Source organism: Pseudomonas sp. NFPP28 (genome assembly GCF_900115535.1).
Lineage (GTDB): Bacteria > Pseudomonadota > Gammaproteobacteria > Pseudomonadales > Pseudomonadaceae > Aquipseudomonas > Aquipseudomonas extremorientalis.
The window spans coordinates 136,074-158,634 of sequence record NZ_FOWT01000013.1; the positions used below are offsets into that span (position 1 = coordinate 136,074).

Consider the following 22,561-nt stretch of genomic DNA (forward strand, 5'->3'; position numbering starts at 1 on the left):
TCAGCGCCCCAATGCGAACCAGAAGAAAGAGTATGAGCCGGTGGCTGTCCAACTCAGGATCATTGAGGTGGACGTCAATGACTGCACGTTTGCTGCGACCGAGCTAGGGTTCCCGCCAACAATAGAGTTCGGTAAGGCCCAAGCAATCAGACACTCAACAGGGAAGGGGGTGGCGAACGGTACCGATGTCCCCGAGGTGAAAGTTCTGTTACCCCACTGCCAGACCAATCCTCCCATCCAACTGGGGAAGTAGATGTGACCATTGACCGCCAGCAAGACCCGAAAGCCGGCGCGTAACTTCTTCGGCGTAACAATCGTCGCGTCATCAAGGCCTTGATCAACCTGGCTTTGACTGGCGAGTTTTGCCAATCCAGCCACCTCCTCTGTGGCTTGAGCAAGTACCTTCGCCAGACGGCGTGCAAGCTTCAGCGGAGTGACGGTTCGAGCATCGGTTGTGCCCTCATCCATGTCCTCGTCTTTTGCGTTGGCCTGAACGCCGGATTTGCTTTCCGTCGCCTCAACCCAGCGTTTCTTGAAGAATTGGAAGACGTTCAGCATGGTTGCTGGCTTTGTGTTTTCGGTCACTTCGTCAGCTTCAGCTTCGGCTTTGCTGGCCGTTTCGATGGCGTAACCCGCCAAGGTTGTAGGAGCTGTACCAGCCAGCACTCGGCCGAATTTATCGACCGTTACGCTCCTGAAGACGCCTGCAATATCCTTTGCTGTGGCTGATAGCAGTTCGAAGCTAAGCGCTGTGGTGCCAATTACGACAGGACTGTCGGTGGTCAATGTCCAAACTGTATCGGCGTAAGTGGCGCCGCGCTCAACGCCCACGGTCAGCGCAGAGGTCACTTTCGCGTTGGAATCTGCGTCTGGCGATCTGAGCCACTGGCCTGTCGCCGCGATGTATATTCCGTTTTGACTCGCGGTTTGCTGCTTTCTTACGAGAACGCGAGCGCCCGGTTCCAGGGCAATGCCATCAATGGTTTGCAGGCCTCCTAAGGCGATGCTGTTCAGGGTCGCAACGACGACAGACTGTTTTAAGTCAAGCTTGCCAATTTCTTCTGCAACCTTTACGTCGACGTACTCTCGTGTTGCAAGTACCACGGACGGATCAATTTTCAGCTCGATGTTGCTCGTACTGCTAACGATCAGGTTGATCCTGATCACCTGGGTTCGCCCTGAACCTTGAGCGAGCAGCGGCTTATAGGTGGGAGCACAGTTGGCAATCGCAACCAGGTCGCCTGCTGCGTCATAAAGACCAATCTCGCGTACCCACCAACCACCAACGTTCTCCGGGATGATCTGTTCGGCAATGATCACACTGGCATTGCTTGGGTCGACCTTCACCTGGTTCAACGGTGCACGTCGGCGCTCGTTGATCAGTTTGGTTTGTGTGCGGCTGGGGATCGGGTCGGTGCCGTTGGCATCCCCAACTGCCATCTGTGCAAATGTCCAGGGCACACCCAGAGCGTCTGCGTTCGCTTGTTTGGCTTCGCCGACGGCAGTGAGGATTGCGAAGAACTGACTGTTTTGATCGGTCATGAGTAAATGTCCATCGTGTCGATATGGTGTTCGCGGCCACCGATGCGGTACACGCCGCTGACGTCGATATCGCGCTGGGTCGGTGGGTAAACGTTGAGTTCGTCTCCTTCGTACACGCAGGCTCCGATAAATACGGTGCCGGTGCTTTCCAAGCTGATGGCCAGGCCGGTGAGGGGGCGGGTGAGCGGTTTGGCGTCATCAATCAGCCAGGTCAGCTCTTGGTACATTTCTTCGGTGATGCCGGTGTCCAGTACGCCGACCTTCAAGGCGAAGGTGCCAGGCACACCTTCCGGTACGGTCTGCCACCATTCCACAACTTCGATCAGGTAGCCCAGGGGCTCGACCACTCGACGCAGGGCGCCGATGGTGCCTTTGTGTGCGTGGATGTAGCGGGATGAGCGTATGGCGGCGCGCTTGGTGGCTTCGGTCCAGGTGCTGTCCCAGCGGTCGACGGAGAAGGCCCAGGCCAGGTACGGCAGTACCACCGCTGGGCAGGTGTTCGGGTTGCACAGATCCCGCAATGGGATCGGTACACGTTTAATTTCCGCGAGCGCTTGTGCCGCCTGGCGTTCAAGCGTTGTGGAGTTGTTCGGTAGCAGCTGCTGGGCGCCCATTACTCAGCACCCCTTGTGATGGTGACGCCGGTGCAGAAGGGCGCCTGTTCCTTGGTGGCGACAATATCGACCCAGTCTTCCAGCACGACCTTACGTACACCTTCGACGAACAGCGCCGCGTGCAGGGCGGATTCCGACACCTCCATAGCCAGGCGACGACGTTGGTTCACGTAGGTCTGTAAGCTCTGTTCAGCCGCAGCAAGTATTGGCTCAGACTCGGGGCCACTGGTCAGCAAGTACAGCTTGGCTTTCACTTGGTACCGAATGATTTCTGCGGGCTTCACGGTCAGGCGGTCGGCCACGGGCCGGCGGTCATCGTCGCTAAGATACTTCTTGACGGTGGCGACCAGGTCGGCCGACGCGGTGCCGTCGCCGAGCAGGGCCTGCACGGTGACCACTGCCACGGCGGGTGATGGGCTTTCAGCGGTCGCATCGGCAACGCGGCCATCAGCCCCACGGGCATGGAAAATGTAGCTCTGGCGCGGGCCGGCGGTGCTCAGCCCCTCCCAGGCCATTTGCGCCCGTTCCCGCAAACTGTCGTCGCCTTCCATGATCCGCGCGACAGGCGGGACGGCCATGGGCTTGGCTTCCTGAACCACCAGGCGCTTGACGTTGAAGTTGCCCGCCAACTGGTCCAAATCGGGGCCTTTGGCAAAGGCCAGCAGGTTCGCCATGGACGCCTCATTCACCCGCTGACGCCAGATGGTTTCGCGGTAGGCGTTCTCTTGCAGCAGCTTGGTCAGGGGCTCGGATTCCATTTCGAGGCGAGCGGCAATCTGCGGCTGTTCCTCGATCGGCCACAGGCTGATCATGTAGGCCTTGCGCTCGGCCAGGATCACTTCGAAGTCGATCTGCTCGACGATCTGCGGCGCCGGGAGCTGGCTGAGGTCAATCGCGGCAAAGGAGTTCATACACTGCCACCCAGTTGCAGCGGCAGGCTCATGCTCAACGGCTCGTTGGTGTCGACGATGGTGCCTTCCAGCTCTAGCACGGACTGACCTTGAAGGTTCGCGCCGAGGAACTGCACACGGCTAAGGCTGATGCGGGTTTCCCAGCGCATCAACGCCATGACTGTGCCCGCGTAGACACGCAGACGTGTGGCGTCGTTGAAGGGATGATCCACCAGCTCTGGCAGCAGGCTGCCGTATTCGCGGCGCATCACGCGGGTACCGATGCGGGTAGTGAGGATGTCTTCGATGCTCTGGCCGATGTGGTCCAGGTCGCTGATGTCGGCGCCGGTTTCTCGGTTCATGTTGGTAAGGGCCTCCCGGACTGATCGTCGCCTTGCTTAACGCCTGAGGTCAGGTGATTGACCAGGCTGACGCCCGCCGCGACCACGTCTCTCGAAACGTCTACCCGACCGACTACGTTCTGGTTGCCGGTTTGGTTGTAATCGCCCTGGTGATTGATGGGGCCAATGATGTTGATCCCGCCCTTGCTCACCAGGCTGGTGGTGCCGCTGTCGGGCAGGACAGCGCTCAAGTGATGTTGGACGCTGTCGTACTCGATAACCGCGCCGTCGGCGTAGGTGCGACGGTGCAGGCCGGCTCGGTTGCCGTTGGCAGGGATGTGGTCACTGAACAGGCCGGTCACGACAATGCCGTTGGCGAGCTGGCCGGATGGGCTGAACAGGATCACCTGTTCGCCTTCGGTGGGCGGATCCCATTCCTGATCAGCTCCAGCGCGCAGGGCGAGCCATGGAAGCCAGGCGGTGGTCAGTGAACCGGTTTTTACCTGCACGCGCGGGGGCTCCATCTGCACTGCGGCGATGACGCCGAAGCGGATGAGGTTTTCGAGCATGCGGGAGAGGGCGGCGAAATCGTTCATGGCGCCGATGGTGGCGCCACGCGTGCGGGAGCGCAGTATTTGCAGGTTGTAGGCTTGTTATCTACAAGCTGATGCGCACCTTTATTTAAATAGCAATACGATGGCTATTACTGCGGTGACAACTGCAGATGCTAGCGAAACAATAATCGAGAGGTTTACTTTTCTTTCGATTTTGTGTGTGTTTTCGATTAGCCGATCAATGTGTTTGGTGTTGTCAATAGTATTGCTGATGGGATGTTTTTGCTCGTAGTCACTGCTGCTTTTGTCTGCGTAGTTTGCAATTATGCTCCCTCCTGCGCCAGCGCAAGCAAATAATAGTACCTGCATGTAAAGATCTAGCTGGACTTTTAAGTCTTCAATATAGGGGTTGTTTCGGTCAATATACTGAAAGTAATAAATAGTGAAAAATACTTGAAATAGTACTCCGTATGATATCAGCAGCATTCCTTTGGGGAAGCGACCTGCTCTGACTTCTAGAAGGAAAATAAAAATTAATATTCCTGCTGTTGAGCCAGTATATATTCCCATTTCGGGAGTGGTTTTTTTAATTATCCATGGAGTTATCACAATTGTGAAAATCGCTGCTGCTATAACTACTCCTAAAATTATCCTTGCTACTACCTGCTTGGTTTTCATTCTGCTACGTGTTTTTGGTGAGGGGGTGGCAAGGCTACCATTTTGGGCTACTGAGCAGAAAGGTGGGTCAATAGGCTATTTCGTATTAGCTCGATGTCAGGGGTTGTGATTCCAAGTATTTCGCGCTGCTCATAACGAATGTCTGGGGCGCCGCGTTCTGCGCGATCTTTCAAACCGAATTGGTGCACCCTGGCAATCCGCGCGATACGTCCAGTGAAACCCACTGTCACGGCGTTGCTATCAATACGGACTTTTAGGTATGACGCAGTTCGTAGCTTCTTGAACATTGCAGCCTTCCTACGAATACGCCCCTGCTTACTGAGAAGGTTCCGCTGCTTACGTGGCGCAAACTTGGTTCCGTCCGGGTTTTCCTGAGCCATCACGCGCTTCTGCTGACTGCGGCGCAGCTCCTGCCCAATGCTCCGTGCAAGTTTGTTACGCTCCCCCGGCTCCAGCCTATCTAGCAGCACCGCCGCCCAGGTCTCCAGTGCTTCCAGATTACTTGCCATCAGCCACCCACCATTCACTCGTATTGCCCTGGGCACCAGGCTTCCAATTCGGATCGAGGTAGCTTGCCACGTACTGCGGTTCGTTCGGATGCTTCACGGTGGTGTTGCCCTGGTGATCCTCTCCAACCACGACCCGCTCTGTCAGGTGCAGGGTAATGCTGAGGTCCACCTTGTTCTTGTCGAGGATATCGGCTTCGAATTGGATTCCGTCTTTGACCTTGTCGAGGCTCTCCAGCAGCTCGGACTGGTTGACGCTCAGCCAACCCAGGATCGGCAGGATTACGCTGTCGGGGTGGCCGGCGAACTCGGTGAGGATGATCTGCAGGTCGAAGCTGTATTCAAACGACAGGGTGTGTGCGGCAGTGCAACGGACCTTGCCGTTATCGATGAAGATCAGCAGGCGGTCGGGGTCGTGCCTGAAGTCTGCAACGGTGGCCAGGAGATGAGCACGCAAGCTTTCAGGTTTGTTCATGGGTTGGCCTGCTGGTGTTTGTAGACCATGTCGACCTGGGCGGCACAATCGGCCCAGGCGGCTTCGGCGCGGTCCTGGTCGGTGAGTTGGTCGCCGTTATTGCGTGGGCTGGTCGCCGGCAGGACGCACGGTGTTACGGCCGGACAGCCAGTCACGATAAGCGGCGGCGCCGGTGAGGGCGGGGCGCTGGCGCAACCTGCGAGCAGCGTCAGGCAGAGGCTGGTCAGCCCAGTTGCGTAGTTCCTCGTTTTCACGTTTCAGGTCCTCTATGGTTCGCTCGCGCTTTGCCAGGCCCAGGCGCAGCTGGTCCTGCTGGCTGCGCAGGAGGCTCTGAGCATCACGCTCCTGCTTCAGGGTGTCGGTGAGGGTGTTGGCGGTGGCAAAGTTGCGGTCAGCGTCTTCGCGGGCGGTCTTGGCCGCAGCCTTTGCCAGTTCGGTTTTGCCTTCGGCGACTTCGATGCGCGCTTCCTGACCCCAGATCAACAGTGCCAGGGCGCCGAGCAAGGCAATGCCGTACAGAGCCTGGCGCAAGGTGCTCACGCGCGGTACCAGCCGAGTTTGTTCATGCGGGCAGCATCGAGATGCTGGATAGGGCCGCGCACGATCACCGCCCTGGCGTTGTTCATCAACTGGATGCATTCGGCCAGCCGCTCCATATCGGCTTGTTCAGTTGAATCGGGTACTACCAGCAGGTCGCCGTCCTGAACACGCAATTTCTTCACCGCTTCGAAGTCGATCATGCCGCCACCCCTTGTCCGCATTCGCAGCTGGCGTGCCGTTCGTAGGCGCGCTGTAGTTTGGTGTCGTAGAGATTCCGCAGATAGTCCGGCCCGTTGTAGAGGCGGGCGAACTCGGCCCATTTGCGGGTCTTGAGCGCCTTGTGTAGCGCTGGGTCGGTTTCGATAAATCGCGTGAACGCGTCGAGCTGCTGCGATTCGCTGGCAGTCATCGCCGAGACGAACGCCTGCACGCTGGCATAGCCGAGGCGCTTCCAGTGAAAACCCATGATCTGAAACGCGCCCCAGGAAGCCGACTCCAGGGCAGCGGCGTCGTCGATCAGGCGGGCCATGGCCAGGCGCTGGTGTTCGGCGGTACCGCCGATGTATCCGCCGGGTTTCGGGTTGACCAAGGCAGGGTTGGCGGCGGCGAGCTGATCGGCGTGACGCTTGAGTTCGGCTGGGTCATCGCCGGCATGTCGAGCCGTAGCGAGCTGGCGGTACATGATGTGCCGTTCGAACAGGATCACCGGCTTGCCATTGTCGAGGAAGCCTTTGCCCTTGGACTCCACCTCATTGACCGCGTAGATGCTCGCCAACGGCACGTCGAGGCGCTCGGCAGCGGCCACAAGGTCATTGTTGCGCAGCAGCTGACCGCAATCGCCGCCGGCCAGGCTGGTTTGGGTCTTGGTACCGGCGATGCCGTCGGCGACCAGGCCGACTTTGACCTGGTAGGCGCGGACAGCCGCTTCGGTGGTGTCACCGTAATCACCGTCCGCCACCAGGTTGGCCCCGTGTCTGTTGAGGTTCTTTTGCAGGATCAGCACTGCTTGCGAGCGATCCCCGTGGCGAAGGGTTGTCATAGTTGCTCTACCTTCCGGTTGAAAAACTTCTTGGCCGCAGCGCGGGTACCTTCGACGCCTAGCAACCCGATCACCCCACCGAAAAAAGGCGCAGTGGACGTCGGTATGCCGAGCAACGCCAGGCCATGGCTCGCCGCCAGGGCTAGCGTGCCGCACAGCGGTGCCTCGATCAGCATGCGGCGCAGGGTGCCGCCGCCATACATGATCCGTAGGGCCGCGATGACCAAGGCGAGGACTCCGGCGTAGAGAGTCGGCCAGTTTTGTTCGAGCCAGGCGGCGAGCCAGGCCCAGGTGTCGGGACGTTCAGGCATGCGCTTCATTCCGTTGTCCAGGGTTGGTGGGGTCAAGGGCTTGGTGCTGCGGTGTCAGTCCCATAGATTCACCATCTGCCGTTGGGGCGCGCTGGTTTGGGCTTCGGGCATGTTGACGACCAGGCCTTGCGGCAGGATTGGGCCGTGGTCGGCCAGGCCGGGGTTGGCTTCAAGCACTGCCTCGGTGACGCCTGCGGTACGGCCGTAGTGACGCCAGCAGAGGGCATCAACGGTGTCGTTTTGATTGGTGCGGATGGAGACGGGCATCAGATCAGCTCCACGGTTGTGCGGGTGCGGCCGAGGAAGTCGCGTACCGCCCAGCGCAGGTCCCGGCGGTAATCGTCGATGGTCGGGGCGGTTTCTTCGGCTTTGTCGCTGCCGGTATTGGTCGCGCTGTAATCGCGGTACCGCTCGCAGACTTCAGCGCCGGTACCTGCCTCGATCGCACGGCTGTACAGGTGAACCTTTACCGATACGTCCTTGATGCGATCCCCCGGCACGTCAGCCAAAGTGGCGTGGCCAGCGGCTTGTTGCGCGACGCGCCATTCGCTCAGTTCGTTATTGAGGTTGATCGCCGCTGCGATCACGGCGGTTTCCAGACGGGCCGGAGTGACGCTGGCGTCGATGCGCAGGGTGGCGCGCAAGCCGTCCAGGTCAATCGACGGCCAGAACGGGTCGGTGTTGATATGGCCGCCGGTGACTGGGCCGCTGGCTACAAATGCGCTCATGGAACGGCACTCAAAATAGATCGCCGGTGGTCGGGGCTTCACGTTCAGGAGGAGCAGCCTGGCCGATCCGCCCCGAGCCGGCGGGGTGCGTGGGGACGCTCGGTCAGCTGCCAGTGGCAGCGTGTTTTTTCAGGAGGCGCTCGGCGCCGTCCAAATCTTTTTTGCCGCCACAACCGTCGTGCAGCTCGATCGCCCGCTTGAGCAGGTCGATACCGGCCTGAATCTGTCCGGGCTGGCCTGGCTCCTCGGCGGTGATGCCATCCAATGTCGCGCGGCCGGTTGCCAGGTACAGCTTGGCGCGGGCCTGGTCGGGCATGTCTTCGGCGTCGGTCAGTTCGACGGTGCGGTGCAAGATGCTCAGGTCGAAACTGCCATTGGCCTTTTGCGCCTTCAGCGCGGCTGTGGCGATTTCTTCTGCCACCAGGCAACCGGTGGTGCGTTCGAAACGGTCCGGCATGATCAGCTTGTGCTTGAGCACATAGTCAGCGATGTCCAGGGCGCCGCTGTAGTCCTCGACGTCAACGCGCCAGACCATGACGGTGGTCATGACGTCGTCCTGAGCACCGTTGCCTGCTGCAAGTACTACCTCGACATACGGGATGTACTCGGGCAACAACTGTGCTTTGAGCGCAGCCTTGCCTTCGTTGGACTGAATGGCTTTCAGGCGCAGGCGGTCTTGCAGCAGCTGATTTAACTGGTGCTCGTACGCTGTTGCACCGGCCATGGATTGCTGTGGTGCTGTTTTCGCTGCCTCCATTGCCGCGCGTGCGCGGCGTTGGTGGGCTTGGGCGATGCTGAGTGCCATGGGATTAACCCTCGCTGCTTGCGTCTTCAACCGGAGTGATGTTTTCCAGCAGGCAGCCCAGGCCGTATTCCTCGACCACATAAGCCTCGTTCGACGATTCGAAGTTGCTGACGCGGTTCCACTCCGGCTCTTCCTTGAGGTAGCGGCGGCGACCGCCGATCTGCCAGTACACCGACAGGTTGGCGAACGTGGTGATGAGAATCGTGCCTTCGGGGATGTACGGCACCTCGTACAGCGGCAGGCCACCGACGCGGCGTTGCGAGATGATCAGGTCGCTCGCCAGGGTGTTGGTCGCGTCCTGGTCCTTGTTGACCAGGGCCAGAAACTTGTCGTGTACCAGTTCGCGGCCGGTCAGCACCACCAGGCCAGGATTGCGGCGATACCAAGGGTCGAGCAACTGGATGGCGTCATAGACCAAGGCGTCGATGTTCTTGAAATCGCCGGTTTTGCCAATGGTGATCTTGCCGGCGACGGCGCCTTCCTTCAGCACGCGGTCGGGTGCGTGGGTGCGGTACTGCTGGAGCCAGCCGATGTTGACGTCTTCCAGCAGCGGGTGCGCGGTGCGGTCGGTTTGCTCTGCGGCCGAAACGCCGTAGAAACCGATTTGGATACGGTCGAGCGCCTGACGTTGGGCGATGGCGCTGGACAGGCGGGTTTGGAAGTCCGGGAACTTGGCCCAGGCGTCGAGCTGTTTGTAGCTGACGAAGGTGTCGAAGTCGGTTTGTTCGGCCTTGTACTTGTCGCTCGACAGAGTGCCAATGCTGCGAGGTTCACGTTTTTTGACGTTGGTGTTGGTACGGCTGGCAACAGTGCCACCCACGCCCAAGCCGACCTTTTCGCCTTCCTGTTCATCGACGCCGATGACGTTGACCTTGGTCAGGAACTCGCTCGACTCCTGAATCTTGGTTTCCAAGCGCTGCTGGATGGTTGGGTCGACGCTGAATGTGGCGGTGGCCGATTCAACGCCGTTGAGCAGTGCGACCTGGCTGAGGTAGCCGGTGAAGAGTTTTCGAGTGTCGTTACGCATGGGTGTCTCCGATAGTGGGCTGGGCGGTGTAGGCCGCAGGTCAGAACTCAGCCAGGGCTTGTTTGCCGCCGCCGGTTACCGGTGGGCGCTGGGTTTGGGAGTGGTCTTGGGTTTTGCCGAGGGTGGTTTTCAGCTCGACCAGTTCTTTGCTGAGCTGCTCGACCTTGGTGTTCAGTTCGCCGGAGAATTTCTTCTCTGCGGCCAACTGATCCGGCAGGTCTTTGACGTGATCGGCAATCGCTTCGACGGCTTGGCCGATTTGGGCGAACTCGGCGTCGTCCTTCGCCTGTTTGCCGCCGAGCAGTGCCTGCACTTTGCTGAAGAGTTGTGCGCCGAGGCTGGGCTTGTCTTCGATTTCCTCAAACTGCAACTCGGTTTCCACCGCCTCGGTGAACATCGACGTCGCGGAATAATGACGGTCTTTGAATGGGCTGGATTCTGGCTTCTGCGCGGAGAAAGACAGTACATCGGTGCCCAAGCTGGCCGGGGAGTCGGTCACCGCCAGGCCCACGATGTAAGCCTCGCCGGTGTCCGAGAAGCTGTCGTCGATTTCGATCGAGGTGTAAATCTTCTGCTTGGCCTTGTTCATGGCGATCAGATCGGGCGTCGGCTCGACCTGGGCGAACAGGGCCAGCTTCTTCTGGCCGTTGATTTCCACTTCTTCGGTCTTGACCGCGAGCACGTCACCGTAGGCCTTGAAAGGGCTGTCGGGCAGCAGGCTGCGGAAGTGCTCCAGCCAGATGCGAGCACCATAGGTGGCTGGATTGAAGTTCTTCGCCGCCTGTTCCAGCCAGCTGCGTTTGATGGTGCGCTTGTCAGAGGTAGCGCCCTCGACGGCGACGCGGAACCAATTGCTGCGAAACTTCTTCATGCCGGGAATCCTCAGTGCGTTGGGCGCATGCTCTGACGTAAGCGATGCGTTGCAATGAGGGGCATGGTCGTGACGCGCGCGAGTTGCAGCAATGAGTTGTGGTTGTAAGGAGCAAATCTACAAGGCTAACGCGAGGGTTATCAGGCGATTCGTATAGCCAGTATCACTGTGCCATTATTCGTGGTGAAATTGATTTTTACGCAGATCTCACACTGAAAAGGATTTTTGAAATGGCAGCTCCAGGAAAACCAGAATCAAACCGAATTAAGTTTGCTTACTATCTCGCAGGGTGGGCATACGGAGGCGATAAAGTGGCGCTCCGTGCTGCTGCGAAGTCTGTACTCACATCTGAATATCAAAAAGAAATGAAAGGCCATATATTTTGCCCGGAGTGTTGCGTTGGTTTATTCAGATCCCCAGAGGATGGAGATAAAGACGCAAATGGGCGAGCTGCGTACTTCGCCCACAGTAGGACACACCGACCACCCTGCGGACTACGAGTGAAGAAGCGCGACGGGCAAAGATTTACGACCGAAGAAGAAGCTAAACAAGCCATTGATGATGAACTGCTCGTTGTTGTTAAAAGCTTTATGAAAGAAAAACCTGTCGCGCCGGTATTGCCAGGACAAATTTACGATGGTCCTGTCGTTGAAGATATAGATGGTGAACCTACAGATGTTCCTATTAAGAGGCATAATGGGGAGCAAATTAAGCTCCCTAGCAGGATAACTACAGTTCGAGGACTGTGTAGAAGTTTTGATAAGAATTATTATAAATATTATTTTTTGCCTGACGCCCAGTATCCTCAACTTTTAAGCGATGCCTTGATGGATGTGTCGAACGTTCGGGAGTTAAACGAAAAGTCTAAACTGTATTTCGGTCGTATAAAGCGCATATTTAAAATGGGGGATGGTAATCCTTGGAATATACAAATGACTCGCCTTCAATATGAAAACGATGGTGATTATCAAGATTTCACTTTGAAGATGTCTATTCGTGACTCCAAGGAGCACGGCATAACGGATGCATCCATTGGTCGTATCGTGATGATGTACGGTCCTATTTCAAAAAATGGAAGCGGTTTAGCTATAAGTGATCTTGGGTGGGGGGAGTTTGCCCTGCTTCCTGCCAAATATGATCAGGTACTCTTCCCTGAAAATGCTGAACCTTATCAGGAAACTCTAGAAGAACTTCTAGCCGATGCGACAGGCCTCACACTAGAGGAGATTGAAGAGTGGATGCTCGATGAAGAGCAAGAAATTACCGATGATGGTGTTTTAGTAGGTCATATAGTAAATTTCCGCGATGATACGCCTGAGAGAGTTATGAGTCGGGTTAGTGGTAGAACGGGAGAGTACACAGCGAACGTCGGTATCATCGATTTAGATGAGGGTGAATAGGGAAATTATCGTACCCTCTAGTTAGCTTGGAACTAATCGTTATTCACGGAAGTGAGGTTGTGTAAGCAAAGGCTACAGGTGGTAACCCTACCTTATAGCCTTTGTGTTCGGCAGCATTTGGTTTATGACAACCGAATTACTTCCCATTGATCCCCGACGCCAATCCAAGTTCCTGTATTGGATGGGTTGGCGCATCTGCGAGATTGCCGAGGCTACGGGCGAAAAGGAAAAAACGCTACACAGCTGGAAGGCTCGCGACGAGTGGGACCGGGCGGATAATGTCGAGCGCATCGGCGGGGCGCTGGAAGCGCGTCTGGTGCAGTTGATCCTCAAGGAAGGCAAGAGCGGCGGGGACTTCAAAGAGATCGACCTGCTGCACCGGCAGTTGGAGCGACAGGCCCGCATTCAGCGCTTTCAGGGTGGCGGTACCGAAACCGAACTCAACCCCAACCTCGCCAAGCGCAACGAAGGACCGAAGAAGAAGACGCCGAAAAACGACATCAGCGAAGACCAGATCGAGCTGCTGCGCGAAGCGTTTATCGATGGGTGTTTCGACTACCAGAAAGACTGGCACCGGGCGGGCAACCAGCGCAACCGCGTCATCCTCAAAAGCCGACAGATCGGCGCCACTTATTACTTCGCCCGAGAGGCGTTTATTGATGCGCTGGAAACTGGGCGCAATCAAATTTTCTTGTCGGCGTCGAAGAATCAGGCCTACCTGTTCCGTGGGTACATCCAGGCGTTTGCCCGCGAGGTCATCGGCGTTGAGCTGACCGGTGATCCCATCGTGCTGCCGAACGGCGCCGAACTGTTTTTTCTCGGTACCAACGCGCGCACGGCTCAGGGCTACCACGGCAATTTCTACTTCGACGAATTCTTCTGGACGTTCAAGTTTGAGGAGCTGAACAAGGTTGCATCGGGTATGGCGATGCACAAGAAGTGGCGCAAAACCTACTTCTCGACGCCGTCGACCATGGCCCATGAGGCCTACACCTTCTGGACGGGCGAGCGCTTCAACAAGGGCAAGCCGGCGGCTCAGCACACCAAAGTCGACGTATCCCACGGGGCGCTCCAGCAAGGTAGGTTCTGTGAGGACCGGTTGTGGCGACAGATCGTCACCATCCTCGACGCGGAGCAGGGCGGTTGCGACTTATTCGATATTGAAGAACTGCGGCGGGAGTACAGCCCCGAAGCGTTCGCCAACCTGCTCATGTGCGAATTCGTCGACGACGGCGCGAGCATTTTCCCTCTGACGGTGTTGCAGCCCTGCATGGTCGACAGCTGGGTCGAGTGGGCCGAGGACTACAAGCCGTTTGCGATGCGGCCGTTCGGCGACCGCCAGGTGTGGGTGGGGTATGACCCGGCGGAAACCGGCGATTGCTCGGGCCTGGTGGTGGTCGCGCCACCTCTGGTAGCAGGGGGCAAATTCCGGGTGCTGGAGCGTCACCAATTCCGAGGCATGGACTTCGCGGCACAGGCCAGCGTGATCAAGGCCGTCTGCAACCGCTACTGGGTGACGTACATCGGGATCGACGTCACCGGCCTGGGCAGCGGCGTGGCGCAGCTGGTGCGCCAATTCTTCCCCAACGTCACCACGTTCAGCTACTCGCCCGAGGTCAAGACCCGCCTGGTGCTGAAGGCTTACGACGTGATCCACCGGGGTCGGCTGGAGTTCGATGCCGGCTGGACCGACATGGCGCAGTCGCTGATGGCGATCCGCAAAACCATCACCGCAGGCGGTCGCCAATTCACCTACACCGCCGGCCGCAACGACAACACCGGCCACGCCGACCTGGCATGGGCGCTCTTTCACGCATTGCACAACGAACCGCTGGAGGGGCAGACCACTGCCAATACCGGGCGGATGGAGATTTTTTGATGTCGAACCGCCGCAGAAATACCAAGCAAATGGCCCAGGCTTCCACGGTTGCAACGCAGGAGTTCATTCCGCGCAGTGATAGCAAGATGGAGGCGTTCAGCTTCGGCGATCCGTCACCAGTGTTGAGTGGCCGGGAGGTGTTTGATTATCTGGAGTGCTGGTTTAACGGGCGGTGGTACGAGCCGCCGTTGTCGCTGGACGGTCTGGCACGGTCTGTGGGTTCCAGCGTGCACCTTCACTCGGGGCTGATGTTCAAGCGCAATTTGCTGAGCAAAACCTTCATTCCACACCGGCTGCTGTCGCGGGCAGCGTTCGAACAGTTCGCCCTGGACTTCCTGTGCCTGGGCAACGGCTATCTGGAAGGGCGGCGCTCGATGCTCGGCCCGGTGCGCGAGTTGGTACCGCCGCTGGCGAAGTACATGCGCTCGGGCAAGGACGGCCGACAGTTCATGGTTCAGGGCTGGAAGGAAGAGCATGAATTCGAACCGGGCACCGTTTTTCATCTGCGGGAAGCGGATCTGCACCAGGAGGTGTATGGCCTGCCCGAGTGGATCAGCGCCTTGCAGTCGGCGTTGTTGAATGAATCGGCCACGCTGTTTCGCCGTAAGTACTACGAGAACGGCAGTCATGCCGGCTTCATCCTCTACATGACCGATGCGGCGCAGAACGAAGCGGACGTCGATTCACTGCGCAAGGCGCTCAAGGACTCCAAGGGGCCGGGCAACTTCCGCAACCTATTTGTGTACTCGCCGAACGGCAAAAAGGACGGATTGCAGATCATCCCGGTCAGCGAGGTGACGGCCAAGGACGAATTCAACTCGATCAAAAACCAGACCCGCGACGACGTGCTGGCCAGCTTGCGCATTCCGCCGCAGTTGATGGGCATTGTGCCGCAGAACGCGGGAGGGTTTGGGTCGATCAGGGAGGCGGCGCAGATCTATGCAGCCAATGAACTGGAGCCGATTCAGGCGCGTATGGCGCAGGTGAATGACTGGCTCGGGGAGGAGGTCGTGCGCTTCAAGCCCTATGAAATTCCCGTGGGGGCCTAAAACCCCCTGCGCAGCAAACGAGGCGACGAACCGGTGCGTCAACACCGGTTCGACGCTGAAACACTCGAACAAGCCGAGTGCTCCAACCAAGGCCTCGCCCCACTGCGCAGGGGGTGCGAAGCCTAAGCGAATCCAATTGTCGAAACAAGGATCACTTATGAGCACACCGATAATCCCGTGGATGGGCGGCAAGCGTCGCCTGGCAGATCGTCTTATTCCGCTGTTTCCGCCGCATGAATGTTATGTCGAGGTCTTTGCCGGCGGCGCAGCGCTTTACTTCATGCGGCCCCAGGCTGCGCCAGTTGAAGTCCTTAACGACATCAATGGCGACTTGGTGACGTTGTACCGTGTCGTGCAGAACCACTTGGAAGAGTTCGTACGCCAGTTCAAATGGGCGCTCAGCTCCCGCCAGGTGTTCGAGTGGCAGAAGATGACCAGGCCGGAAACGCTCACCGACATCCAGCGTGCGGCGCGGTTTTTCTACCTGCAGCACCATGCGTTTGCGGGGAAGGTCAGCGGGCAGACGTTCGGTACAGCCACCACTGGCCCTGCCATCAACCTGCTGCGGATTGAAGAGAACCTGTCTGCCGCCTGGCAACGGCTGTCGGGTACCTACGTCGAGAATCTGGGCTGGCTGGAATGCGCGGAGCGGTACGACCGGCCGCATACCTTCCATTACATGGACCCGCCTTACTGGCAGACCGCAGGCTACGGCGTGGATTTTCCCTTTGAAAACTACGAGCGGATGGCCGACTTCATGCGGCGATGCAAAGGCAAGGTGATGGTGAGCATCAACGATCACCCGGACATTCGACGGGTGTTTGATGGCTTTCATTTTGAAACGGTAGATATACGGTATAGCACGGCCAATCAGAGGCACGGGAAGTCCGAGGTCAGTGGGGAACTCATTATAATGAATTGGGAGTCTGCTGCGTTGGGCCAGCTTTTTTGAACTGGGTTAATTAGCACACTAAAGCGGTAATCTGCGTGCTTCTTTTGAGGGGTTCTGTTTTGGCAGGGGTAAATTATTTTAGTTGAAAGTGCTTGCGGTATTCGATGGGAAAAAAAATATAATTTTTTGACAGGTTCTATCAGTAGGAAAGCAGCCATCGAATATCGCTTGCATAGTTACGAAGGCATTCAATGCAATGCTCTTGGTTCCTGTTTTCGCCGAACGCCGTTCGTAGGACCTGATCGTACTTTGCTTCTGCGACTTGTTGTCTAGCGACGATGACTTTCTGGTTTACATGGTCGAATCCGAAGAAGTCGATCATGTCCATCATGCAAGATTCAAGGCACACAATTTTTGTGCGGAGAAATGCAAAAGCCTCTAATTGATCGTAATTGCAGATAGCCCTCAATGCTCTCTTGTCACCGGTCAAAATACGATAGTCAATAGCTTTAGAGTCATTGTCTTTCGCATGTAGGAACAGAGCTTGCTCACCCGCATCAATTGCGGAAATCTCATTCAAATGCTCAAGCAAGTCGAATTCCATGGGAGCTTCTGTAAGCACCTGGCATTTTTCGAGAAGTTCATTGATTCGATCGTAAGCTTGTACGCTACCTACATATTTTGCGATTGATTTGTCAGGCTCGTTCAATCGAAGGCTGTATCTCATCGTGTTTAGAACGAAGCAGTCATATCGGTCAGATTCAAGAGCGCCCAAGGCATCATCAATAAGATCGCATTGGGCTAGTTTGATAACAAGATCATTGTCAGACAGTAAAATCATTATTTACCAACTAATGTCCCTAACAACGAAAGACTATCTTCCTTGAGAGCGTCCTGAACATTAGCGAATAAATATTTTGAAATGAGTTCGCTGTCTTTTCTGCCTTGCGCAATTACGCTTAATGTTTTAGTGCAGAGAGGCCAAAAGTTTCCGTTATGCGCACAGTTCAAGAGCACATGAGTCGGGTCAATTGCATGCCGCTTGCCGAAATCTATAGCCAATTGTGCTAGCACAGGTGCAGCCATGAAACGGCCAAGGACAAGCTGGGCCTGCCTTCCTGCGAGTAGTTCCAATGCATAGTTGTCGGCAGCTTGCTCCGCTTCGTCTTTACCGTTTGGATCTTCGGCAATGTCACTGTCTACTATGGCGCCATTCGTGTCTAAATGCCCAAGTGCAATGTGGCCGAGTTCGTGAGCCAGATGAAAAAGCAAATACCCACACGCTTTTCGCGAAGACAAAACGATCGTAGGGCGATCTTTGATGGACATAGCAATGCCATCCATCTTTTTCTTCATCAATCCTGATGCCAGGTGAATAACAGGAATGCCCACTTGCCAGCAGTATTCGATGAGGCCTTCGAGGTCTACCCAGGGCCTGCCGGTTGCCAAAATCTGCCGACGAACTTCTTCAGCAGAGCCAGGCTGTTGGAACTCACGGTCAAACGCAGACAGGACAAGCTTGCTAGCACTGCGTGCTAGGGCAACCGCAATCTGTACATCGTCTGCGGTAATGCCTTTCATCAGCTTGAAGCGTCGCATTTCTGGCAGGTCGAACTCCACACGGGGTGGTTCCTCTACCAAAGGGCGTACTTTGAGATTCAATGCTTTGGCCACAATCAGCTTGGCTTGTTGAAGGCCTGCTGGGGTTTCTGCGATCTCATCTTCCCACCAAGAGGGCAGGATTGCTTTCACATCCCGCTTCTTGATGCCGTGTGCGTTGAGGGCGGAATAAAGATTTTGGATGGTGTCAGTCATTTCCCCCTCCTTTGGCCTGATGCGCGGGTGTGCTTAGACGGCGCGAATAATAGCTTAAATCACACGTTTGTGTTCGTTTGTGTTCAAAGTGCCACTGAGCACATGCAGGTTGCTTCTTCATTCTAGGTGTAGACCACTAATTGATCACTATGTGCCCATGCTCGAAGGGCCGATGCCTTTGCGATTCTGAGTGGCGTACATCTACCCCCACCCTTCGGAAGTGCCTGCTGACTTAAAACTCAATTTCATGGGGCTATGGTCCAACCAGCACCTGGCGCGCGCCGTCGTCCCCCCACCTCGCCTGCGGGCTAAATGGGTCGTTTTTTCTGCACACCTGCGGACCACTCGCGGCGGTGCAGGCTGGGCGCTTGCTTGGCGTTGTGGGGAGGTTGAAAGCCTGCGGAACCCTGCACCGAGGGGTATTTCTTCGAAAGGTCTGGAGGCGTTGCTGTGCAGGTAGAGGGGGGGATTTCAAAAAGAGTAATTTCAGTAACCACGTATGGGTAATGGGCTACAGGCCGCGTATTCCGTGGGGTTCGGTATTACAAAAAGGAGTAACAGAGAAGTAATTGAAAAGGTAATTTTCTGCCAACGTGTTGTTTTTAAAGGGTTTTTATAAGCATGAGGATTACATTTATAAAGAGTAATCAGATTACTTCAATATTACTTAAAAATTACCTTTTGGCCGGAATGCAAAACCCTTAAATTTCAATAACTTGAGAGTTAAAAACGGTCAAGATTACTTATGTTACTCTTTTTTTTGCCCCCCTCTAGATTTCGAATCTCAGCCCCCTACACGTGTGATGCGCACGCGTAACGCGGTGCAATCTCAGGTCCGTGGGGATGGCGTGGGAACGCTTTCGCGCAACCGGCACCGCTGGAGCCCTTGTATTCCGGGGCCTCGGCTGAGCGATCGAGGGTGCGGGTACTTTCGAATCTCTCCTTCACCGCCAAATTTGAAACGACTAAACCCCTGAAAACGTTGAAGTTTTCAGGGGTTTTGTGTTTTCAGAGGGTCAAAAAAGGCCCATATGGGAACATCCATGGGAATACTTGAGGATCTTTTTCAAGTGCGACCTATCGTCGAACCTCTGTCTTTCAGCGCTGTAGGGCCGAGCGACTCTAGCCTACGACTCTCACGGAGCGCATGGGGACCAGAGCGCCCCGCTATTCGCAATACTGAAATGCCATTACCCTGCTACGTTTGACCGACGACTAGTCGGGCCATTTAAATGCGAGGGAGCGATGACTGTATCCAATTTAGAAAAGTACCGGAAAGACTTACAGGCTTTACTTCAAGAGGGTGGGGCGGTTCTTCAAGCGCTTCGCCGTGGCGCAGATGGGGTGGAAGAATGGCGAGAGCGTTTGGCAAGGGCAGGCTGGTCAGAACAGCAAATCGAAGCTTACGACAATAAGCTCAAACCCTTTCGGGTTTGCTATCACCATTGGTATTCGGAAGCTCTGCTCGTTGTGAAGCAACTGCTTCCTGACCGGTATGCGGACTTTGTAAAATTCTATGAACGACCAAAAACGCGAAAGTCATTTGATGTCGAGACTTATCGAATCGAGGATGCGTGCCAATCTCTCTCATCGACTCAGTATGGTGGGACCGTGGTCGTTGACATGCATGCGGCTATTCCATTGCTACAGCAGCAGATAGCAATTCTTGAATCCATAGAGAAACGTTTCGAGAGTTCACTCTTTGACATCAAGCAGTTAGTACAGGCTGATCTTTTTGACTCGGAACTTGATGTGGCTAGAGAGCTGCTGAAAAACAAATTTGCTCGTGCAGCAGGTGCTGTTGCGGGAGTCGTGCTGGAAGGCCATCTGAAGCAGGTATGCGACAACCATAGCTTGCCCAAGAAATCTGGAACCATCGCAGTGCTCAACGACGCGCTAAAAGCGGCTAGCGTTATTGAACTGTCGCAATCTAGGCATATTCAGTTTCTTGGAGACATTCGCAATAAATGTGGTCATAAAAACCCGACCGATCCAACGGTTGAGGAAGTAGGCGAGCTTATTGCTGGCGTCGATAAGGTTATAAAAACCATCTTCTGAACCACTCGCCGGGGGCAATTTTGCCCCCTTTGAGAAACTGCTTAAAGGTTCAGGGCAAGTTGAAGCATCCCGATAACGTCTGGTCCGTCCTCATTAATCCACATCCCATAGTGCTGACGAATCATATTAGCGCTGGTGTGCCCCATCTGCTCCGCGATCCAGTCAACCGTAAGCGATCCATAAACCCACCTATCCCAAGGTGAGTCAACGGTTTACCGTGGCATCTCCGGTGAGCAGTTCCACGGCAGCAAGGCTTCGTAGTCTTCGACCGTCGAGGCATATGGCAACCGCTCCAGTACGTGGCGCAGCCACGTATAGGGCTCCTGGCCGTTGACCTTGGCGGTCTCGACCAAGCTGTAAATCTTTGCGCTGGCGGCGGCGCCGTTGACGGTATCACTGAACAACCAAGCTTTGCGTCCGATCACAAACGGCTTGATCGCTCCTTCAGCGGCGTTGTTGTCGATGGGTAAATAACCCGCTTCGACATAGCGCTCCAGTCGGTTCCAGTTATTCGCCAGATAGTGCACAGCCTTGCCTAATGCGCTTTGCGGCGTCACTTGGGATTGGGTCTTAGCCAGCCAGCTTTTCAGTTGGGCCAGGATCGGCGAGCTTCTTTCCTGACGAGCGATAAACCGTTGCTCATCGCTGGCGTCTTTGGATTCGCGTTCGATGCTGTACAGTTTGTTGATCATCGTCAGCGCGATATCAGCCCTCCCGGTTTTACCCTTAGGCTGCACTTTTTGCGCATCCACGAACTTGCGGCGTGCATGCGCCATGCATGCCAGTCGCTCCACGCCCGGCTGCAACACCAAGGCGTTATAGCCGGCGTAATCATCGGTCATCACATAGCCGCGATAGCTGTCCAGCAAACGCAACGGTACATCCTGCGCTCGGCTGGAGGTGTAGTCGAACAGCACGACTTTCTTGTCCGGTGGGCCACTGGCCTGCACCCACATCCAGGATTGACTGGTCGGGTCACGATCCGGCTCCTTCAACACCTGGACGCGGGTTTCATCGCAGTGGATCACCGGGCTTTCCAGCAAGCGGTCGCGCATCAAATTCAGCAGTGGCTGGAAGTGTTCGCTGCACTGGATCACCCAGCGCGCCAGCGTCTGGCGCGCAATCTCGACGCCATGTCGGCTGAGCACGGTTTCAAACCGGTGCAACGGCAAGCCATCGACGTACTTGGTAGTCAGCAGCATCGCCAGCACGCTGGGACTGGCCATACTCTTTTCGATCAACTGAGCAGGCTTGTCAGCCGTGACCGGTGCAGTTTCACACCCCCGGCAACCGTAGACCTTGCGGATGTGCCTGATGACACGGATCTGCATCGGCACGATGTCCAGTTGTTCGCTGGTTTCTTCGCCGATGGCGTGTTTGCGGCAACCGCAGGCACAGGTCAGTTCGTGTTCAGGCAGTTCGTGGATGATTTCGATACGCGGCAGATCGGCCGACAACGGCTTGCGCTTGCCACGGCGCGGCGTCGGCGCAACGGCTTCTTCGTCAGGGTCATCAACGAGCGGCATCGGCTCGCTTTCGGGCTCGTTGAACAGCGCCAGTTGCGGCGTGTTGGGCTCGACAGTCTGTTCGGACTTGCGCCCGAACAAGCGGTCGCGCAGCAACTTGATCTGCTCTTTCAGGTCGACGATGTGGGTTTGATAAGCCTGGGCCACTTCTTCCTGGCGACTGAGTGCCTCAAGCAGCAGTTGCTTGAGCAAAACAGGATCATCAGGAAGGTCGTCGGGCAGGGAAATCATGGCCCGGATTATACCGGGTCAGGCTACGTAGCGTGGGGTCAAAACCTGATGAGGGCGGTTGCGCCAAAGGTCAAAACCGTCGAGCAGCCAGTTCAGTTCCTGGACGCTCAATACGATGGCTTCGTCGGTGACGTCGGGCGAGGTTTTGAAACGCTCGGATTCCAGGCGCTTGAGCCAAAGACAGAAGCCGTTGCGCTCCCAATAGAGGATTTTCACCCGGTTGCGGGAGCGATTCAGAAAAACGAAAAGTACCGGGTCGAAGACGGCCACCTTGATATCCAGCTCGACCAGGGCGGCCAGGCCGTCGATGGATTTTCGGAAGTCCACGGACTTGGGGTAAAGGTAAACTTTTTCGACTTTGGCGTCGGGACGCATCATGAGGTGCTGGCTCCAGAAAGAGATCGGGAGCGCAGCATCGGGCTTCAATGGGCGGCTTTGAATGTGTGGGTGATGGATCGGTTACAGATATGCCGGAACGCTTCGGCCCATGGTCAACGGTGTATCAACGGTTCCGGGGTTGGCGAAACCAGGGCACCTTCGATCAGATGCTCAAACGCTTGCACCTGAGACTGAATGAGCAAGGCTTGATCGATGTGCAAACCTGGATGATCGACTCAACCGCAGTACGTGCAACCCGAGCCTCTTCTGGCGCCGGGAAAAAAGGGGGCCTGACGAGCCTGCCGATCACGCTCTAGGCCGTAGTCGCGGTGGCCTGACAACCAAGATTCACATGCTCTGCGATGCCAACGGGACACCGTTGCGCTTCCTCCTCTCTGGCGGTCAAGCCAGT

General features: G+C 56.3%; 26 protein-coding genes and 3 pseudogenes. 6 read left to right on the forward strand and 23 right to left on the reverse strand.

All coding sequences use genetic code 11. From position 1 onward, the window contains the following. The 18 genes and pseudogenes from BM110_RS29965 to BM110_RS28510 form a co-directional block, all read right to left on the reverse strand. Positions 1–1,542, reverse strand: a complete 1,542-nt coding sequence (locus BM110_RS29965) for a phage tail protein (RefSeq protein ID WP_256575475.1) — start codon at positions 1,540–1,542, stop codon at positions 1–3. Continuing rightward, a complete protein-coding gene (locus BM110_RS28435) occupies positions 1,539–2,156 on the reverse strand; it encodes a phage tail protein I (protein WP_093514599.1) in 618 nt (205 codons plus the stop codon). Before BM110_RS28435 ends, BM110_RS29965 begins: the two co-directional genes overlap by 4 nt. Then, complete coding sequence (locus tag BM110_RS28440; protein ID WP_093514600.1) at positions 2,156–3,067, reverse strand: baseplate J/gp47 family protein; 912 nt, start codon at positions 3,065–3,067, stop codon at positions 2,156–2,158. The genes BM110_RS28435 and BM110_RS28440 overlap by 1 nt, the downstream gene beginning before the upstream one ends. Then, on the reverse strand, positions 3,064–3,408 hold the full coding sequence (locus BM110_RS28445) for a GPW/gp25 family protein (RefSeq protein WP_093514601.1): 345 nt from the start codon (positions 3,406–3,408) through the stop codon (positions 3,064–3,066). The genes BM110_RS28440 and BM110_RS28445 overlap by 4 nt, the downstream gene beginning before the upstream one ends. Continuing rightward, positions 3,405–3,983 carry a phage baseplate assembly protein V gene (locus BM110_RS28450; protein WP_093514602.1) on the reverse strand — a complete coding sequence of 193 codons (579 nt, stop codon included), beginning with the start codon at positions 3,981–3,983 and terminating at the stop codon, positions 3,405–3,407. The genes BM110_RS28445 and BM110_RS28450 overlap by 4 nt, the downstream gene beginning before the upstream one ends. Before the next feature lie 81 nt (positions 3,984–4,064). Then, positions 4,065–4,619: a hypothetical protein gene (locus BM110_RS28455; RefSeq protein WP_139220352.1), complete on the reverse strand. Its 555-nt coding sequence runs from the start codon at positions 4,617–4,619 to the stop codon at positions 4,065–4,067. Positions 4,620–4,666: 47 nt separating this feature from the next. Beyond that, complete coding sequence (locus tag BM110_RS28460; RefSeq protein ID WP_093514604.1) at positions 4,667–5,128, reverse strand: phage virion morphogenesis protein; 462 nt, start codon at positions 5,126–5,128, stop codon at positions 4,667–4,669. After that, positions 5,118–5,600: a phage tail protein gene (locus tag BM110_RS28465; RefSeq protein ID WP_093514605.1), complete on the reverse strand. Its 483-nt coding sequence runs from the start codon at positions 5,598–5,600 to the stop codon at positions 5,118–5,120. Before BM110_RS28465 ends, BM110_RS28460 begins: the two co-directional genes overlap by 11 nt. After that, positions 5,597–5,782: pseudogene (lysC, locus tag BM110_RS29680) on the reverse strand (Rz1-like lysis system protein LysC); the annotation flags it as partial. The pseudogene lysC and the gene BM110_RS28465, both read right to left, overlap by 4 nt. Continuing rightward, a complete protein-coding gene (gene lysB, locus BM110_RS29970; protein ID WP_093514606.1) occupies positions 5,697–6,140 on the reverse strand; it encodes an Rz-like lysis system protein LysB in 444 nt (147 codons plus the stop codon). The gene lysB and the pseudogene lysC, both read right to left, overlap by 86 nt. Next, positions 6,137–6,340, reverse strand: coding sequence for a hypothetical protein (locus BM110_RS28475; protein WP_078049788.1), 204 nt, complete (start codon positions 6,338–6,340; stop codon positions 6,137–6,139). The genes lysB and BM110_RS28475 overlap by 4 nt, the downstream gene beginning before the upstream one ends. Further along, complete coding sequence (locus BM110_RS28480) at positions 6,337–7,179, reverse strand: N-acetylmuramidase domain-containing protein (protein ID WP_093514607.1); 843 nt, start codon at positions 7,177–7,179, stop codon at positions 6,337–6,339. The genes BM110_RS28475 and BM110_RS28480 overlap by 4 nt, the downstream gene beginning before the upstream one ends. After that, a complete protein-coding gene (locus tag BM110_RS28485) occupies positions 7,176–7,499 on the reverse strand; it encodes a phage holin, lambda family (RefSeq protein WP_172963325.1) in 324 nt (107 codons plus the stop codon). Before BM110_RS28485 ends, BM110_RS28480 begins: the two co-directional genes overlap by 4 nt. A 45-nt stretch (positions 7,500–7,544) precedes the next feature. Next, the gene (locus BM110_RS28490) at positions 7,545–7,757 is read right to left on the reverse strand and encodes a tail protein X (RefSeq protein ID WP_093514608.1); all 213 of its coding nucleotides are present in this window, start codon (positions 7,755–7,757) and stop codon (positions 7,545–7,547) included. Next, complete coding sequence (locus BM110_RS28495) at positions 7,757–8,218, reverse strand: head completion/stabilization protein (RefSeq protein ID WP_093514609.1); 462 nt, start codon at positions 8,216–8,218, stop codon at positions 7,757–7,759. The genes BM110_RS28490 and BM110_RS28495 overlap by 1 nt, the downstream gene beginning before the upstream one ends. Positions 8,219–8,321: 103 nt before the next feature. Next, positions 8,322–9,023 (reverse strand): phage terminase small subunit, encoded by a 702-nt coding sequence (locus BM110_RS28500; RefSeq protein ID WP_093514610.1) that lies wholly within the window; start codon positions 9,021–9,023, stop codon positions 8,322–8,324. 4 nt (positions 9,024–9,027) lie between these two features. Further along, a complete protein-coding gene (locus BM110_RS28505; protein WP_093514611.1) occupies positions 9,028–10,050 on the reverse strand; it encodes a phage major capsid protein, P2 family in 1,023 nt (340 codons plus the stop codon). Between the two features lie 40 nt (positions 10,051–10,090). Beyond that, positions 10,091–10,921 (reverse strand): GPO family capsid scaffolding protein, encoded by an 831-nt coding sequence (locus BM110_RS28510; RefSeq protein ID WP_093514612.1) that lies wholly within the window; start codon positions 10,919–10,921, stop codon positions 10,091–10,093. Positions 10,922–11,151: 230 nt separating this feature from the next. Here BM110_RS28510 and BM110_RS29470 point away from each other — a divergent pair, with 230 nt between their 5' ends. From BM110_RS29470 to BM110_RS28535, 4 genes are all read left to right on the forward strand, one after another. Further along, positions 11,152–12,321, forward strand: coding sequence for a hypothetical protein (locus tag BM110_RS29470; protein ID WP_139220353.1), 1,170 nt, complete (start codon positions 11,152–11,154; stop codon positions 12,319–12,321). A 124-nt stretch (positions 12,322–12,445) separates the two neighbouring features. Then, complete coding sequence (locus BM110_RS28525) at positions 12,446–14,200, forward strand: terminase ATPase subunit family protein (protein WP_093514627.1); 1,755 nt, start codon at positions 12,446–12,448, stop codon at positions 14,198–14,200. Further along, on the forward strand, positions 14,200–15,249 hold the full coding sequence (locus tag BM110_RS28530; RefSeq protein WP_093514615.1) for a phage portal protein: 1,050 nt from the start codon (positions 14,200–14,202) through the stop codon (positions 15,247–15,249). The genes BM110_RS28525 and BM110_RS28530 overlap by 1 nt, the downstream gene beginning before the upstream one ends. Positions 15,250–15,406: 157 nt before the next feature. Next, positions 15,407–16,201 (forward strand): DNA adenine methylase, encoded by a 795-nt coding sequence (locus BM110_RS28535; RefSeq protein ID WP_093514616.1) that lies wholly within the window; start codon positions 15,407–15,409, stop codon positions 16,199–16,201. A gap of 139 nt (positions 16,202–16,340) precedes the next feature. Here the strand turns inward: BM110_RS28535 and BM110_RS28540 are convergent, their stop codons facing one another. Together BM110_RS28540 and BM110_RS28545 are read right to left on the reverse strand one after the other, a co-directional pair. Beyond that, a complete protein-coding gene (locus BM110_RS28540) occupies positions 16,341–16,982 on the reverse strand; it encodes a hypothetical protein (RefSeq protein WP_093514617.1) in 642 nt (213 codons plus the stop codon). Then, positions 16,982–17,956 (reverse strand): ImmA/IrrE family metallo-endopeptidase, encoded by a 975-nt coding sequence (locus BM110_RS28545; RefSeq protein ID WP_093514618.1) that lies wholly within the window; start codon positions 17,954–17,956, stop codon positions 16,982–16,984. The genes BM110_RS28540 and BM110_RS28545 overlap by 1 nt, the downstream gene beginning before the upstream one ends. A 1,245-nt stretch (positions 17,957–19,201) precedes the next feature. On the opposite strand from BM110_RS28545, the gene BM110_RS28550 reads away from it, so the two are divergent. After that, positions 19,202–20,014 carry a hypothetical protein gene (locus BM110_RS28550; RefSeq protein WP_093514619.1) on the forward strand — a complete coding sequence of 271 codons (813 nt, stop codon included), beginning with the start codon at positions 19,202–19,204 and terminating at the stop codon, positions 20,012–20,014. A gap of 41 nt (positions 20,015–20,055) precedes the next feature. Here the strand turns inward: BM110_RS28550 and BM110_RS29975 are convergent. The 3 genes and pseudogenes from BM110_RS29975 to tnpB all read right to left on the reverse strand — a co-directional run. Beyond that, positions 20,056–20,193 (reverse strand): annotated as a pseudogene (locus tag BM110_RS29975) (site-specific integrase); the annotation flags it as partial. Between the two features lie 33 nt (positions 20,194–20,226). Beyond that, positions 20,227–21,771 carry an IS66 family transposase gene (locus BM110_RS28555; protein WP_093514620.1) on the reverse strand — a complete coding sequence of 515 codons (1,545 nt, stop codon included), beginning with the start codon at positions 21,769–21,771 and terminating at the stop codon, positions 20,227–20,229. Between the two features lie 18 nt (positions 21,772–21,789). Further along, positions 21,790–22,149: an IS66 family insertion sequence element accessory protein TnpB gene (tnpB, locus tag BM110_RS28560; RefSeq protein WP_256575477.1), complete on the reverse strand. Its 360-nt coding sequence runs from the start codon at positions 22,147–22,149 to the stop codon at positions 21,790–21,792. Positions 22,150–22,235: 86 nt separating this feature from the next. Between tnpB and BM110_RS28565 the strand changes: the two are divergent. Beyond that, positions 22,236–22,561 (forward strand): annotated as a pseudogene (locus tag BM110_RS28565) (IS5 family transposase); the annotation flags it as partial.

Excerpts from the sequence above, each read along its gene's own strand:
- BM110_RS28455 (WP_139220352.1), bottom strand. The coding sequence starts at position 4,619 with ATGAAAACCAAGCAGGTAGTAGCAAGGATAATTTTAGGAGTAGTTATA.
- BM110_RS28500 (WP_093514610.1), bottom strand. The coding sequence starts at position 9,023 with ATGGCACTCAGCATCGCCCAAGCCCACCAACGCCGCGCACGCGCGGCA.
- BM110_RS28440 (WP_093514600.1), bottom strand. The coding sequence starts at position 3,067 with ATGAACTCCTTTGCCGCGATTGACCTCAGCCAGCTCCCGGCGCCGCAG.
- BM110_RS29470 (WP_139220353.1), top strand. The coding sequence starts at position 11,152 with ATGGCAGCTCCAGGAAAACCAGAATCAAACCGAATTAAGTTTGCTTAC.
- BM110_RS28525 (WP_093514627.1), top strand. The coding sequence starts at position 12,446 with ATGACAACCGAATTACTTCCCATTGATCCCCGACGCCAATCCAAGTTC.
- BM110_RS28545 (WP_093514618.1), bottom strand. The coding sequence starts at position 17,956 with ATGACTGACACCATCCAAAATCTTTATTCCGCCCTCAACGCACACGGC.
- BM110_RS28555 (WP_093514620.1), bottom strand. The coding sequence starts at position 21,771 with ATGATTTCCCTGCCCGACGACCTTCCTGATGATCCTGTTTTGCTCAAG.
- BM110_RS28450 (WP_093514602.1), bottom strand. The coding sequence starts at position 3,983 with ATGAACGATTTCGCCGCCCTCTCCCGCATGCTCGAAAACCTCATCCGC.
- BM110_RS28530 (WP_093514615.1), top strand. The coding sequence starts at position 14,200 with ATGTCGAACCGCCGCAGAAATACCAAGCAAATGGCCCAGGCTTCCACG.
- BM110_RS28480 (WP_093514607.1), bottom strand. The coding sequence starts at position 7,179 with ATGACAACCCTTCGCCACGGGGATCGCTCGCAAGCAGTGCTGATCCTG.
- BM110_RS28435 (WP_093514599.1), bottom strand. The coding sequence starts at position 2,156 with ATGGGCGCCCAGCAGCTGCTACCGAACAACTCCACAACGCTTGAACGC.
- BM110_RS28485 (WP_172963325.1), bottom strand. The coding sequence starts at position 7,499 with ATGAAGCGCATGCCTGAACGTCCCGACACCTGGGCCTGGCTCGCCGCC.
- BM110_RS28460 (WP_093514604.1), bottom strand. The coding sequence starts at position 5,128 with ATGGCAAGTAATCTGGAAGCACTGGAGACCTGGGCGGCGGTGCTGCTA.
- BM110_RS28465 (WP_093514605.1), bottom strand. The coding sequence starts at position 5,600 with ATGAACAAACCTGAAAGCTTGCGTGCTCATCTCCTGGCCACCGTTGCA.
- BM110_RS28490 (WP_093514608.1), bottom strand. The coding sequence starts at position 7,757 with ATGCCCGTCTCCATCCGCACCAATCAAAACGACACCGTTGATGCCCTC.
- BM110_RS28475 (WP_078049788.1), bottom strand. The coding sequence starts at position 6,340 with ATGATCGACTTCGAAGCGGTGAAGAAATTGCGTGTTCAGGACGGCGAC.
- BM110_RS28535 (WP_093514616.1), top strand. The coding sequence starts at position 15,407 with ATGAGCACACCGATAATCCCGTGGATGGGCGGCAAGCGTCGCCTGGCA.
- BM110_RS29965 (WP_256575475.1), bottom strand. The coding sequence starts at position 1,542 with ATGACCGATCAAAACAGTCAGTTCTTCGCAATCCTCACTGCCGTCGGC.
- BM110_RS28445 (WP_093514601.1), bottom strand. The coding sequence starts at position 3,408 with ATGAACCGAGAAACCGGCGCCGACATCAGCGACCTGGACCACATCGGC.
- BM110_RS28495 (WP_093514609.1), bottom strand. The coding sequence starts at position 8,218 with ATGAGCGCATTTGTAGCCAGCGGCCCAGTCACCGGCGGCCATATCAAC.
- BM110_RS28550 (WP_093514619.1), top strand. The coding sequence starts at position 19,202 with ATGACTGTATCCAATTTAGAAAAGTACCGGAAAGACTTACAGGCTTTA.
- BM110_RS28540 (WP_093514617.1), bottom strand. The coding sequence starts at position 16,982 with ATGATTTTACTGTCTGACAATGATCTTGTTATCAAACTAGCCCAATGC.
- BM110_RS28510 (WP_093514612.1), bottom strand. The coding sequence starts at position 10,921 with ATGAAGAAGTTTCGCAGCAATTGGTTCCGCGTCGCCGTCGAGGGCGCT.
- BM110_RS28505 (WP_093514611.1), bottom strand. The coding sequence starts at position 10,050 with ATGCGTAACGACACTCGAAAACTCTTCACCGGCTACCTCAGCCAGGTC.
- tnpB (WP_256575477.1), bottom strand. The coding sequence starts at position 22,149 with ATGATGCGTCCCGACGCCAAAGTCGAAAAAGTTTACCTTTACCCCAAG.